The 12,805-nt window shown below is 43.0% G+C and carries 11 protein-coding genes; 7 read left to right on the top strand and 4 right to left on the bottom strand.

Annotated elements, in window-relative coordinates; all coding sequences use genetic code 11:
* The 5 genes from NSS94_RS24740 to NSS94_RS24720 all read left to right on the top strand — a co-directional run bounded on the left by NSS94_RS24740 (window position 1) and on the right by NSS94_RS24720 (window position 5,861).
* A complete protein-coding gene (locus NSS94_RS24740) occupies window positions 1–696 on the top strand; it encodes an L-ribulose-5-phosphate 4-epimerase (RefSeq protein ID WP_013373853.1) in 696 nt (231 codons plus the stop codon).
* Window positions 697–736: 40 nt separating this feature from the next.
* Complete coding sequence (araA, locus tag NSS94_RS24735; RefSeq protein WP_029518894.1) at window positions 737–2,161, top strand: L-arabinose isomerase; 1,425 nt, start codon at window positions 737–739, stop codon at window positions 2,159–2,161.
* A gap of 171 nt (window positions 2,162–2,332) precedes the next feature.
* Complete coding sequence (locus NSS94_RS24730) at window positions 2,333–3,196, top strand: hypothetical protein (RefSeq protein WP_340957474.1); 864 nt, start codon at window positions 2,333–2,335, stop codon at window positions 3,194–3,196.
* A gap of 138 nt (window positions 3,197–3,334) precedes the next feature.
* A complete protein-coding gene (locus NSS94_RS24725; protein WP_029518892.1) occupies window positions 3,335–4,123 on the top strand; it encodes a class I SAM-dependent methyltransferase in 789 nt (262 codons plus the stop codon).
* Window positions 4,124–4,361: 238 nt separating this feature from the next.
* A complete protein-coding gene (locus NSS94_RS24720) occupies window positions 4,362–5,861 on the top strand; it encodes a malate:quinone oxidoreductase (RefSeq protein ID WP_029518891.1) in 1,500 nt (499 codons plus the stop codon).
* Between the two features lie 265 nt (window positions 5,862–6,126).
* Here the strand turns inward: NSS94_RS24720 and NSS94_RS24715 are convergent, their stop codons facing one another.
* A complete protein-coding gene (locus tag NSS94_RS24715) occupies window positions 6,127–6,873 on the bottom strand; it encodes an SDR family oxidoreductase (protein ID WP_049817054.1) in 747 nt (248 codons plus the stop codon).
* Window positions 6,874–7,058: 185 nt separating this feature from the next.
* On the opposite strand from NSS94_RS24715, the gene NSS94_RS24710 reads away from it, so the two are divergent.
* Complete coding sequence (locus NSS94_RS24710) at window positions 7,059–7,982, top strand: AraC family transcriptional regulator (RefSeq protein ID WP_029518889.1); 924 nt, start codon at window positions 7,059–7,061, stop codon at window positions 7,980–7,982.
* 31 nt (window positions 7,983–8,013) lie between these two features.
* On the top strand, window positions 8,014–8,589 hold the full coding sequence (locus tag NSS94_RS24705) for a histidine phosphatase family protein (protein WP_165145525.1): 576 nt from the start codon (window positions 8,014–8,016) through the stop codon (window positions 8,587–8,589).
* Window positions 8,590–8,680: 91 nt separating this feature from the next.
* On the opposite strand, the gene NSS94_RS24700 is transcribed toward NSS94_RS24705, so the two are convergent.
* The 3 genes from NSS94_RS24700 to NSS94_RS24690 form a co-directional block, all read right to left on the bottom strand.
* Entirely contained in the window at window positions 8,681–9,748 is a 1,068-nt protein-coding gene (locus tag NSS94_RS24700) for a DUF4367 domain-containing protein (protein WP_318627779.1), read from the bottom strand.
* Window positions 9,709–10,299: an RNA polymerase sigma factor gene (locus NSS94_RS24695; RefSeq protein WP_340933745.1), complete on the bottom strand. Its 591-nt coding sequence runs from the start codon at window positions 10,297–10,299 to the stop codon at window positions 9,709–9,711. The genes NSS94_RS24700 and NSS94_RS24695 overlap by 40 nt, the downstream gene beginning before the upstream one ends.
* A 909-nt stretch (window positions 10,300–11,208) precedes the next feature.
* A complete protein-coding gene (locus NSS94_RS24690; RefSeq protein ID WP_029518884.1) occupies window positions 11,209–12,657 on the bottom strand; it encodes a DEAD/DEAH box helicase in 1,449 nt (482 codons plus the stop codon).
* Window positions 12,658–12,805 lie beyond the last annotated feature (148 nt).

The following is a 12,805-nucleotide window of genomic DNA, read 5'->3' as shown; positions in this document are numbered from 1 at the left end:
GTGTTAGAGCAGCTGAAAGAAGAAGTATTTCAAGCCAATCTCGATTTGCCTAAACATGGACTCGTGAAATACACCTGGGGTAACGTAAGCGCTGTTGATCGTGAACGTGGCTTATTCGTTATCAAACCGAGTGGTGTTAGTTATGACACGATGAAACCTAGTGATATGGTGGTTGTTGATTTTGACGGCAATGTTGTTGAAGGAGAGATGAGACCTTCATCGGATACACCGACTCATGCCGTACTTTACAAGCACTACGCAGAGATCGGCGGTATTGTGCATACGCATTCGACTTGGGCGACGATTTGGGCTCAAGCAGGCCTGGATGTACCTGTAATGGGGACTACTCATGCAGACACCTTCTATGGTTCTGTTCCCTGTGCTCGTTTCCTGACACAAGAGGAGATCGACCGTGGTTACGAAGCGGAAACCGGCCGTGTCATCATCGAAACTTTTGAGCAGCGCGGGCTGGATATTTTAGCAGTGCCAGGTGTCCTGCTTAAGGGTCACGCTCCCTTTACTTGGGGGAAAGATGCGAAATCCGCAGTTATGAATAGCGTCGTGTTGGAAGAAGTTTCGAAAATGAATTTATTCGCACGGGAATTGAATCATTTTGCCGAAGAATTGCCGCAGCGGATTCTAGATAAACACTATTTGCGCAAACATGGGAAAGACGCCTACTACGGGCAAAAGTAAGACCAACTAAACTAAAAACGAAGAAAAGAGGATGAATGTTATGTCAACAGTAGGTACAAAACAGTTCTGGTTTGTCGTAGGTTCACAACATCTGTATGGAGAAGAAGCATTAGCAGAAGTCAAAGCACACGCACAAGAAATGACCGATGCCCTAAATAAGAGCGGCGTTCTGCCTTATCCGCTTGTATTGCAAGATCTGGCGGTTAGTGCAGACAAAATCACCAGCCTTATGAAAGAAGTCAACTATCGTGATGAGGTTGCTGGTGTCATCACTTGGATGCATACTTTCTCACCTGCAAAAATGTGGATTCGCGGTACTAAATTGCTGCAAAAGCCGCTACTTCATTTGGCCACACAGTACAATGAAAGCATTCCTTGGGCTACAATTGACATGGACTTCATGAACCTCAATCAGGCAGCTCATGGTGACCGTGAATATGGGTTTATCAACGCCCGCTTGAAGAAACAGAATAAAGTGGTTGTAGGTTACTGGGAACGTGCAGAAGTGCAAAAACAAATCGCAGAGTGGATGGATGTAGCGGTTGCTTATAACGAAAGCTTCAATATCAAAGTCGCCCGCTTTGGCGACAATATGCGTAATGTTGGCGTTACGGAAGGTGATAAGGTCGAAGCCCAAATTCAATTTGGATGGACTGTTGACTACTTCGGAATTGGCGACCTCGTTCAGTACGTCAATGCTGTGAAAGAAGAAGAGATTGATGCTTTGTTTGCGGAATACTCTGAACTTTATGAATTCGATTATGGTACTTATAGCAAGGAAGCTTGGGAAGCCAGTGTAAGAGTGCAAGCAAGCTATGAAATTGCTATTAAACGATTCCTGGATCATGGCGGCTATACTGCCTTCACTACGAACTTCGAAGACCTCTATGGTATGAAACAGCTCCCTGGTCTTGCCGTTCAACGTTTGATGGCACAAGGATACGGATTTGCTGGTGAAGGAGACTGGAAGACTGCAGCGCTCGATCGCCTGCTTAAAGTCATGAGCCATAACCAATCCACTGGCTTTATGGAAGACTACACCTATGAATTAGCGGCTGGTCAGGAATCGATCCTTCAATCCCATATGCTTGAAGTTGACCCAACATTGGCGAGCAACAAGCCTAAAGTCATCGTTTCTCCGTTAGGTATCGGCGATCGTGAAGATCCAGCCCGTCTGGTATTTGACGGCAAGGCAGGAGACGGTGTGGTTGTTTCTATGGCTGACTTTGGCACTCATTATAAACTGCTGATCAATGAGGTTACGGCATTTGAACCGACAGTTCCTGCTCCAAATCTTCCGGTAGCCCGTGTACTGTGGAACGTGAAGCCTAACTTCCAGGATGGAGTTAAGGCATGGATTGAGAACGGTGGCGGTCACCATACTGTGGTTTCCTTGAATCTAACCACAGACCAAATTGTGACTTATGCAAAACTGGTTAACCTGGAATACGTAATTATTAAATAACTAGAAGATAGCCATCTATAAAAGCATTGGGTCAGTCCTTAGGATCCAATGCTTTTTATTGGTTTTCTAAGGATGTCGAGATAAAGGAAAGGTTCCTAAGCTATCTGGCGATATAACGAGATAATTGGATTCTCCTTAAGGTAATCATTTAATTCATAAGGATGTGATACTATGGCGAATGTACCAGCTACGAAAACGAAATTGGTTATCGTCGAAGGCATACCTGGCTCTGGCAAATCCACATTATCTAGATACATACATGACATGTTAAATACACATCAAATAGAATCGGAACTATTTTTAGAAGGAAATTTACGGCATCCCGCTGATTATGAATCGGTTGCATGTATGCCGAACGAAGAACTTGATCGGCTCCGATCAATCTATTCCGAGGTGTTTCATTACATTGATCCGTTCGTATCTTTGAATGGCAACGACTCTTTAATCGCATATGCGCTTGCGCAGCAATCAGCCCAAAATAAAATTCCTTCTAGTTTGTATGAGGAAATCCAGCGTTATGAAATCTACGATGGAGTACCCGTGGAAAAGTACTGCGAATTGATGATCCAACGTTGGAAGTCTTTTGTTAAAGATCAGCGAGAAAAGGAAAAGCTAATCATACTCGAATGCTGTTTTTTACAGAACCCAGGGTGTGCATTACTCGCCCGGCATGATGCTGGAAATGATCGATTTGTTCGGCATGTATTACAGATTGCGGAGCAAATTCAGGAGTTAAATCCAATTTTGTTCTATTTGAAGCAACCTGATGTGCGTGAGACGATTGAGCGAGTAAAAACGATGAGATCTCAAGAATGGTTAGATTTCACGATTTGGTACCATACAGAGCAAGATTATGGAAAGAAGAAGGGGCTTCATGGGTACGAGGGATATATTCAGTTCCTTGAATATCGACGAGAGCTAGAATTACAAATTATTGAGCAACTTCCTTTTCAATCGTTTGTTATGGATAACTCCGATTATGATTGGGTGAATCAACAACAGACTGTTTCGAATATCATGATGAAGTATTTATAAACCATGAAGCTCATTCGAGGAAACGTTAGTGCAATTAGAAAGGGCCTGTCCCGTAAAGATTGGCCCAAAAACTTGCCGTTACAGGCAGCCCTGTGACTCTCATGTTTTAAAAGTTCAGTAGAGAGAAGGTTATAAGCTATGAGTGATTATGGTCCAGATCTATTTAAAGGTACCGCTTGGTACTACTCTAGGTATCGACCTCCTTATCCTTCGTCGCTTATTCGGTTTTTAGTTAACAAGTTTTCTCTGAATGGGGAAGGTCGCTTGCTTGACTTAGGATGTGGAACGGGTCAGCTAGCTCTAAGATTTAGTGATTGGTTTGAAGAAATAGTAGGTGTAGATACTGAATCAGAAATGCTAGATGAAGCAAACCGTTTGTCCAGTGATAAAAGGTTGGACAATGTTAAATGGGTACAAGGAAGGGCGGAAGAGCGCGTATGTGACTGGGGTGTCTTTCGCCTCGTTATAATTGCGAAAGCATTTCATTGGATGGATAGAGAGTCCATTCTTGACATTCTGTATAACAGTTCTGATACTAATGGTGGCGTAGCTATTATTGATAATACTGGGAAGCAGGAACCCTTACTTTGGCAACTCAAGGTCAACGAAGTAGTGAGACGTTGGCTAGGAGACGCAAGAAGAGCTGGTAATAGCACTTACACTCCCCCAAAGGAGAGGTATGAGGATATTGTAAGAAAATCTGGATTCAAAAATGTCCAAAGACATATTTTACCGAGTTATTCATATACATGGACTGTTGATTCGATCATTGGAAATCTGTACTCTACATCATTTGCTTCAAGACGCCTTTTTGGTGATAATTTAGTACGATTTGAAAATGATTTAACATCTGTTCTACTAGATATGGACTCCACGGGTGTGTTTACCGAAGAATTGTCAGTGTCTGTTATTACTGCTAGTAAGTGAAGCCCCAATAATACAGCGTGTTGAGATCCATTCTTATTATTTTGCAAAGAAAATTCTCACTTTTTAGCAGAAATGATTTATAATTATCAGATAATAGACAATATAATTTTTAAAAGATTATATTTTAGTTATAATAGAGACAGAAAAGATATGTTCCTGAGTGGAGCCTTGCTTCTTGTATCACCTAAGCAGGAGGGCCTGCTCTTTTTTGCAAATATAAGAGATAAGGAAGGTTTTTATGAATAGCATTCAGAAAAATACAGACGTTATCTTAATTGGTGCCGGAGTCATGAGCGCGACTCTGGGATCATTGCTAAAAGAGTTAGCACCAGAATGGGAAATTAAAGTGTTTGAGAAACTCGCAAACGCAGGAGAAGAAAGCTCTAACGAATGGAATAATGCAGGTACAGGCCATGCTGCACTGTGCGAACTGAACTATACATCCGAAAAAGCTGATGGGTCTATAGATATTCGTAAAGCTGTAGACATTAATGAGCAGTTTCAGCTTTCAAGACAGTTTTGGTCTTTTCTTGTAAACAGCCATTTGATTCGTAATCCTCAGGACTTTATCAAGCCAATACCTCATATGAGTTTGGTAACAGGAGAGAAAAATGTATCTTTTTTGAAAAAAAGGTTTAAAGCGCTTTCAACTATTTCTCTATTTCAAGGCATGGAATTTTCCGACGACCCTGAAAAGCTGAAGGAATGGATTCCGCTAATTATGGAAGGCCGTACATTGAATGAACCAATCGCGGCAACCAAAATCGACTCTGGAACAGATGTCAACTTTGGTGCTTTAACACGCATGTTGTTTGAGCATTTAAAAAGTAAAAACGTTGAGATCAATTACAAGCATAGTGTAAAGGATATTAAACGTGCGAGCGACGGCTCGTGGAAAGTCAAAGTCCATAATCTGGATAACGGTAAAATCGAATACCATACTGCCAAATTTGTCTTTATCGGTGGTGGGGGTGGAAGTCTACCTTTGCTACAAAGAACCGGTATTCCTGAGTCCAAATATATCGGGGGATTCCCGGTAAGTGGACTATTTATGGTATGTAACAATCCTAAGGTTGTCGCCCAGCATCATGCGAAAGTATACGGTAAAGCTAAGGTTGGTGCTCCTCCCATGTCTGTTCCGCATCTGGATACAAGATATATCGGTAACCAAAAAGCACTGCTATTTGGACCGTTTGCCGGCTTCTCACCGAAGTTCTTGAAAACGGGCTCAAATTTGGATTTGATCGGATCTGTAAAACCCAATAATCTCATCACGATGTTGGCGGCAGGCGCAAAAGAGATGGCATTGACCAAATACCTGATTCAGCAAGTGATGTTATCGAATGAAAAGCGTCTGGAAGAATTACGCGAGTTTATTCCGAACGCCAAAATCGAGGACTGGGGGATCGTGGTAGCGGGTCAACGTGTGCAGGTGATCAAAGATACGGAGGGCGGTAAAGGAACACTTCAATTTGGTACAGAAGTGGTTAGTGCCGCTGATGGTTCGATAGCTGCACTGCTCGGCGCTTCTCCGGGTGCTTCTACTGCTGTTCACGTTATGCTGGAAGTATTGGAAAAATGCTTCCCACAACATATGGAAGAGTGGGAACCAAAAATAAAAGAAATGATTCCTTCTTATGGGGTGTCACTAGCGGAAAACCCAGAGCTTTACCAAGAAATTTATGACTCCACAACGGAGGTGCTCGGTCTGGGCGAAAGGGAACCGCTTCATCGTTAATTTTTACATGGCTAGTAACTCGATCATCCAAATATTTTTAATAAAAAGCACAGTAATCTTACGATATATTTTAGAGTCCAATAAGCAACAACACCAAGCGGTGGGAAGAAAATCCCCACCGCTAAAAATGTTTGTTTAACAAAACAAAGTTTTGCAATCCTTCTGCATTTTCGATGTCACATGGATGAACAGCTTCCATGGTAAAGCTTTATGTATGAATAGATAGGGGCGCACTCACAAGAGGAGGTGCCCCTATCTATTTATGTTATATTTGTGCGGTTGGACGGATCACGATTTCGTTCACATCAATGTCAGCCGGTTGTTCAATTGCGAATCCAATTGCGCGGGCTACCGCGTCTGGTGTCATGGCTAGTTTATCCCGGATGACGGCGAGTTGATCTCTTATAGCCGGGTCTGTTAAACTTTCGGTGAAATTTGTCTGCACAATACCTGGCGAAATGATGGTTACGCGCAGTTTATCACCAGCCTCCTGGCGCAACCCCTCTGAGATGGCGCGTACGGCGAACTTCGTACCAGAGTAGACCGACTGGTTCGGAACGGTCTTGTGTCCTGCTGTAGAAGCAGTGTTCACGAAATGTCCGAAACCCTGTTTGCGAAAGACAGGCAACGCTGCAGCAATGCCATACAAAACGCCTTTAATGTTGACGTCAATCATGTGCTCCCAATCTTCCACGCGCAGATCATCGAGAGGGGATATAGGCATAACGCCAGCGTTGCTGACGAGAACATCCAGCTTCCCGTATCGTTCGCAAGCCAAAGTAACGAGGTTGCACAGATCCTCGCGCCGTCTAACGTCAGTGCGTGCATAGACAGCTTCGCCACCCCTATTCGTAATACGTGTCGCCAGTGCTTCAAGGCGGTCCACCCCGCGCGCCCCAAGCACGACTTTTGCTCCACGCTCGGCAAGCAACAGTGCTGTTGCTTCTCCAATTCCGCTGCTTGCACCTGTAATCACGACGACTTTGTTCTCTATTCTTCCTTCCAAACTCATAGCCCCATCCTTCTTTCTTTGATCTATTTGCCTTAGGCCCTTTGTTGGCCTTGCAAGTAAATTTTAAGTAGAATTCAGTTGAGACAGGTAGACCGATCAAGTCCAATTCTTGCCTAATCCTATTCGGCGTGCATATAATTAGCACATCAATATTAGCGTTCAACGGAAAGGAAGGTGAAGCATGAATGGTTTCGTCTCCTCCCCCCTCTGATATTTCTACGAATCTACAAGAACTGATTCGTCTGATTGATCAACGCGCGTCTTCGGACGGTACGTTTGTTTCGTCTGTGCCAGGACTTTATTTCAGACGTGCAAGCCATGTGTCCGAGCTGAATCATACGGTCCATATGCCCTCCCTGTACGTGGTTGCGCAAGGCTCAAAGACAGCAATGCTGGCTGGAGAAAACTATGTGTACGATCCAACAACCTACATGGTCACATCAGTTCAACTTCCCGTAACTGGTAAAATAACTCAAGCCTCGTCGGAGCTTCCTTATCTCAGTCTTCAATTATCCATTAGTCCAGACGCCATCCTGGACATTATCAAGAAGAGTCCTCCTCCATGTAACGTTAAGACTGGACGCGGCATACTGGTGAGCCAATTTGACCCTCTGCTGCTTGATGCGCTGCTTCGGCTTGTCAGACTTTCGGATACGCCTGCGGATATTCAGTTTCTTGCGCCGCTTATCACGCACGAGATCCTTTATCGTGTATTACAAGGTGAGCAGGGAGCTTTAATCAGGCAATTTGCCGTAGTTGGCAGCTATGCACATAGCATCTCCAAAGCGATCCATCTGATTACCCGCGATTACTCTAAGCCTCTTGTGATCGAGGAATTGGCGAAGGAAGTAAACATGAGCCCTTCTTCCTTACACAAGCACTTTAAAAAGGTAACGGCTATAAGTCCTCTGCAGTATCAGAAGGCCATTCGACTGCAGGCTGCACGCCGCTTACTGCTCTCGGAGGGATTGGAGGCCGCCACTGTAGGCTTTCGCGTTGGCTATGAGAGTCCTTCGCAGTTCAGCCGAGAATATGGACGCATGTTTGGACGGCCACCGATGAGTGATGTTAAACATTTGCGTAATTCTCTTAGTGTCTCAGTTGATTGAGAAGTTTATCGGGTGATCCGTGGAGGTTAATATGAAAACTTTCATTTACATGGTGAGACATGGCGAATCACCAAAGACGGAAGGAAATGAAAGAACAAGAGGTTTGACTGATAAAGGTAAGTCAGATGCTTTTCAAATAACTGAGTTATTGAGAGGAGAGGGGATCGAGGTTTTCGTTTCAAGTCCATATCAACGGGCAATCCTAACCATTCAAGAATTAGCTCAATGCTCAGGACAAGAAGTTTTAATACTCGAGGATCTTAAAGAAAGAATTTTTTTGAATGAAGACAACCGAATGCCTGATGATGAATTATTCCCTTTGTTAGATAAGTCATTTTCTGATCCCAACTTTGCTTTAACGGGAGGAGAGTCTAATGCAGTTTGTCAGAATCGAAGTATAACAGTCTTAAAGGAATTGCTAAAAATCTACCGAGGACGGAAAGTCGCATTAGGCACTCATGGAGCTGTAATGACTTTAATGATGGGGTATTATGACAAGCAGTACGATTTGGATTTTTTACTACACACATCCAAGCCAGACGTATACAGAATGGAATTCAATGATCAAGAATTAGTTGAGGTGAAAAGATTGTGGAACATGCCGTAATAGTTTGTGAGGAAAAGGTATAAGGACTATTCTCCAAAAAGAGACCACCCCTAAAAAAGGATGGTCTCTCTTCAAAGCTTTTCTTTTATAGCTATTGCGGTGAACCGTTAAGCAAATCCTCGGCTATTTTTACCAGGTCTTCCTTGGTCAGTGGACTGTCCTGGTTATCAGATATGTTGAAGTGTAACCGTCTTTTTTCATCAAGCCAGCCCAGTCGGTTTTTTCCGGCCTCCAAGGGATTGCTTGTTTTGCTTGCCCTGATGTAATAGGCCTTGGTTCCTTTAATTGTCAGTTGCTCAGCCGAATCCTGTTCATTTTGCATGATGGTTGTCTTTGTGACTTCAGGAGTGTATTTGGTGACGGTAATGTTTACATAGTCGTTTCCTCTCGCATACCGGGCAAAGGAGGTGTCTGACTTGTCCCAGCTCAGCTTTTGAATAAACAGATGTTCACCCTCCGGTGCAGCTTTGGCCTGTTGCATCAGTTTATCGGTTAAAGCTCGATATTCCTTTTTATCCATCATCCTAGGATATGCAGCGCTTGGATAGACGTATCCGAATTCAAACTGATAGCCATCTGGTAGATGAGTGGGGTTGCTGAATAATGGAGCCTCAGTTCGCTTGATTTCATCTTGTAAGCTGTTGAAACTTGAAAGTTCAGCTGGCTTGTACGCAAACAGGGCCGGATTAGATAGGTTGTTCTGATTCATAGAATCGTCCTTGACGTAATAGGCAGCATACTCTCCGGGCTGCAAGCGATCTTTCACTTTTTCGTTCCACTGTGCGTAGGTGGAGGTATACGTTTTCGAGGCGTCCGTTTCGGCAGGTGTTTTGGCGGTATTTAATACAACGTCGCCCTTACTGTTGCGGAATTCAAGATATTGCGAAGCGGCGTATCCGGTCACAGAAGCCCCTAACACAAAAAGTAAGATCATAATGGGAGCGGTAATGCGCGGTTGAAGACGCATTTTTACAATGAACCCCTTTTTGGGCGTCACCTTTTGGTAGACCTGTTCCATCACTTTGTCAGAAACGTCAAAAGCTTGGATTTTTAGGACACTTTCTGGTTCTGTCAGCTTGTCCATGTTTTTTAAGTCTTTGTCTTTTGGATCGGTGTATTTCAGATTTTGTTCCTGATTTCTGCCTTGTAATTCACGCATTTCGGGTCCTCCTTTATGGGTTCCATCATTTTTTTGAGCTTTGTTTTTGTTCTGCCGTATTTTTTCTTGATAGCTTCCTCGCTCTTGTTCATAATTTCCCCGATTTCTCCAAACGTTTTTTCTTCAAAAATGCGCAGCACCAATAGGTTTCGTTCTTCTGCATTCAGTTGGTCTAATGCCCGGCTCAGCGGTTCACTGAAAAGCTGACGTTCCAAAACCTGCGCAGCACTGTCTGAAGTCATATTAGTTGAGGTGAACAGGGTAATCTTAAATTTGCGCTGTAGATTCTTCCTGCGAATCAAGTTCAGGCAGTGATGATAGGCCATTTTATACAGCCAGGAGGAGAAGCCCATTGTCAGTTTGTACATGTTAATTTTTTCAAAAGCTTTGACCAAAATATCCTGTACGGCTTCTTCTGCCTCATGCTCACTTCCTAATAGCCGCCAGCAATACACAAATATCTGACGCTGATACTCCTTCACAATGTAGGCGTAATCCTGGATTTCGCCAGCCTGAACTCGTTTGATTTTGTATTCGATTTCCTCATTCAAAAATTTAGGCACCTCCTCTGATCAAAAAGAAAATTATATCTGTATAACAAATGAAGATGACCGAAAGGGACACCTTTTCTAAATTTTTTTAGTATTAAATCTACTCTCTAAGAGAGTACGATAAAGCAGAACAATTATCACCAACGGTGTTGATTTCATAGGGCTTGGATTTTTATTGTGGAAATAAATAGAATGATGAAGTATACCTATCAAAAATTTGAAAAGAGATTGTAAAAATATAAAAAGGAGATAAGAAATGAGGGTTTATGATAATAGGGGAGTCCAGATGGTGGTTGCACTTTTATATCCTGTTATAGCATTTGTTATATTAAGTAATAGTCATAGGATAGGTTCATGGACTATCCCGGCCATTATTGCAATTTTGTTTTGTCTGTTATGGAAAAATACTCTTTATGTAATCATCTCTAATGCCTTGATGTGGATTGTATCAGTACCTATGTGGTGGCTGCTAGTTGAACGTGTGAAAACAGACCAGGGCGCTGAAATTTTCATTTCGTCATTACCATTCATTATATTGTTATACATATTTGCTGTATTGCTACCCGAAATTTCAATTGTTCTATTTAGACATTACATTTTTAATAAGTTTAGACGTCGTAATAGTAAGTAATCTCTGAAACGATTCAGGAGTGCTTTTCCAAAACAACCTATGGATTAGGTAAAGTGGAAGGAATGAGAGATAAAATAAAATTAAGTTAAGTTAAGTCATTGATAAGGTGAAGATGACTATTGGTTTTATCCAAGAGAGCACACAATTTTCTTGCAAATTCAAAATGGAAAGATGAATTAAACGATCAAGAGGTAAACTCGGCAATCCCGCCCGTTAGCTAACGAAAACTATCGGCTGTACGGGCGGGGTTGCCTCACCTTCTTTTATGCAGCATACATCTACTTATTATTCCCTTTGCGTACCTTTAACAGCTTACCCTTTACGGTTGTATTCTTCATAATCTCAAGCACCAATGGACCCTTGCCATTCAGAATCTCGACATCTGTCACATTATCTAGAATCGTAATGATCCCGATATCATCTGCGTTGACTCCGTCAAGCTTAGCGATGGTCCCCACGAAGTCGACAGCTCTAAGTTTTTTCTTCTTACCGCCGTTAAAGTTCAGCTTCATAATCTGTTGGTTTAATTGCTCGCGCTTATCTTTTTTGAGTGCGGTTTTTACATGCAGTTTTTGCTCAAAATCTTCTCTACGGAGGTCAACAGCCTCTTCTGAGGGAGCCTTTACCTGCGGAATCGCGAATCCAATATATGCTTCGATATCAGCTAATCTTCGGCCATCCTTAGGAGTGATGAGGGAAATGGCCTTCCCCGTTTTGCCAGCACGTCCCGTACGTCCTGTGCGGTGAACATAGCTTTCCTTCTCAAGGGGAATATCGTAGTTAATGACATGGGTGATATTCGTGATATCAATTCCTCGTGCGGCAACATCTGTTGCAATCAAGTAACGAAATTGACCCCTTCTGAATGCATTCATTACCTCAAATCGCTCGTCTTGCTCCATGCCACCATGAATGCGATCACATGGATATTCAAGATCAGCCAATGCCCTGAATAATGTATCTACATTCTCCTGCGTACGACAGAAAATAATGCAGCTGTCAGGATTCTCAACAATGAGCAGATCTTGCAGTAGTGCCAGCTTGTCTGACTCCTTCACCTGAATAAGAGAGTGATCAATTGTAGCGGTCGTTATACCAGTCGCTTTAATCTCAATTCTAACAGGATCTTTCATATATTTACGTGACAGTGTGGCTACGTCCTCAGGGAAGGTAGCGGAGAATAACATGGTAACCCGATCACTAGGCAGCGCTTGAATAATCGACTGAACTTGCTCGATAAAGCCCATATTCAGCATCTCATCAGCTTCATCAATCACGAGATAGGCAATCCGATCTAACGGTAACGTCCCTCGTTCAATATGATCCAGTACACGTCCTGGCGTACCTACAGCCACATGCGTCCTTTGTTTTAACTCAGCCTTTTGGATATGAAAAGGATGTTTCCCATAAAGGGGTGTTGCTTTGATCCGCTTAAAGCGTCCAATATTCGTGATGTCTTCGGTGACCTGTAACGCGAGTTCACGGGTTGGCGTCAGGATTAAAGCTTGGGGCTTATTCTCATTCCAATCTACTAGCTCACAGATTGGAATGCCGTAGGCCGCTGTTTTGCCGCTACCTGTTTGCGATTTGGCGACAAGATCCTTCTTTTCAAGCGCCACTGGAATGACTTCCGTCTGAATCTCTGTTGGCGTCTCATAGCCCAAGCTATTCAGCGCTCTTACAATTTCTTCACTTAATGCGTAATCTGTAAAATGCTTCTGACTCATTTTCAACCTCTTCTGTGCTGTATTTAAGTACCATTACATATATCATGTCATCGTGTACCGAACTTATACTCATCTAGTATACTCTATATCCAGACAGCAAAGGGAGGCCATGAAGGCACGGGTATCAGCATGTTTCCATATCCGCATG

The organism is Paenibacillus sp. FSL L8-0644 (assembly GCF_038008165.1).
GTDB lineage: Bacteria > Bacillota > Bacilli > Paenibacillales > Paenibacillaceae > Paenibacillus > Paenibacillus polymyxa_D.
The sequence above is the reverse complement of the archived record's forward strand: the minus strand, read 5'-3'. Positions and strand labels throughout refer to the sequence as shown.

Coding starts and splice junctions, on each gene's coding strand:
- araA (WP_029518894.1), top strand. CDS start 737: ATGTCAACAGTAGGTACAAAACAGTTCTGGTTTGTCGTAGGTTCACAA.
- NSS94_RS24730 (WP_340957474.1), top strand. CDS start 2,333: ATGGCGAATGTACCAGCTACGAAAACGAAATTGGTTATCGTCGAAGGC.
- NSS94_RS24725 (WP_029518892.1), top strand. CDS start 3,335: ATGAGTGATTATGGTCCAGATCTATTTAAAGGTACCGCTTGGTACTAC.
- NSS94_RS24720 (WP_029518891.1), top strand. CDS start 4,362: ATGAATAGCATTCAGAAAAATACAGACGTTATCTTAATTGGTGCCGGA.
- NSS94_RS24715 (WP_049817054.1), bottom strand. CDS start 6,873: ATGAGTTTGGAAGGAAGAATAGAGAACAAAGTCGTCGTGATTACAGGT.
- NSS94_RS24710 (WP_029518889.1), top strand. CDS start 7,059: ATGGTTTCGTCTCCTCCCCCCTCTGATATTTCTACGAATCTACAAGAA.
- NSS94_RS24705 (WP_165145525.1), top strand. CDS start 8,014: ATGAAAACTTTCATTTACATGGTGAGACATGGCGAATCACCAAAGACG.
- NSS94_RS24700 (WP_318627779.1), bottom strand. CDS start 9,748: ATGCGTGAATTACAAGGCAGAAATCAGGAACAAAATCTGAAATACACC.
- NSS94_RS24690 (WP_029518884.1), bottom strand. CDS start 12,657: ATGAGTCAGAAGCATTTTACAGATTACGCATTAAGTGAAGAAATTGTA.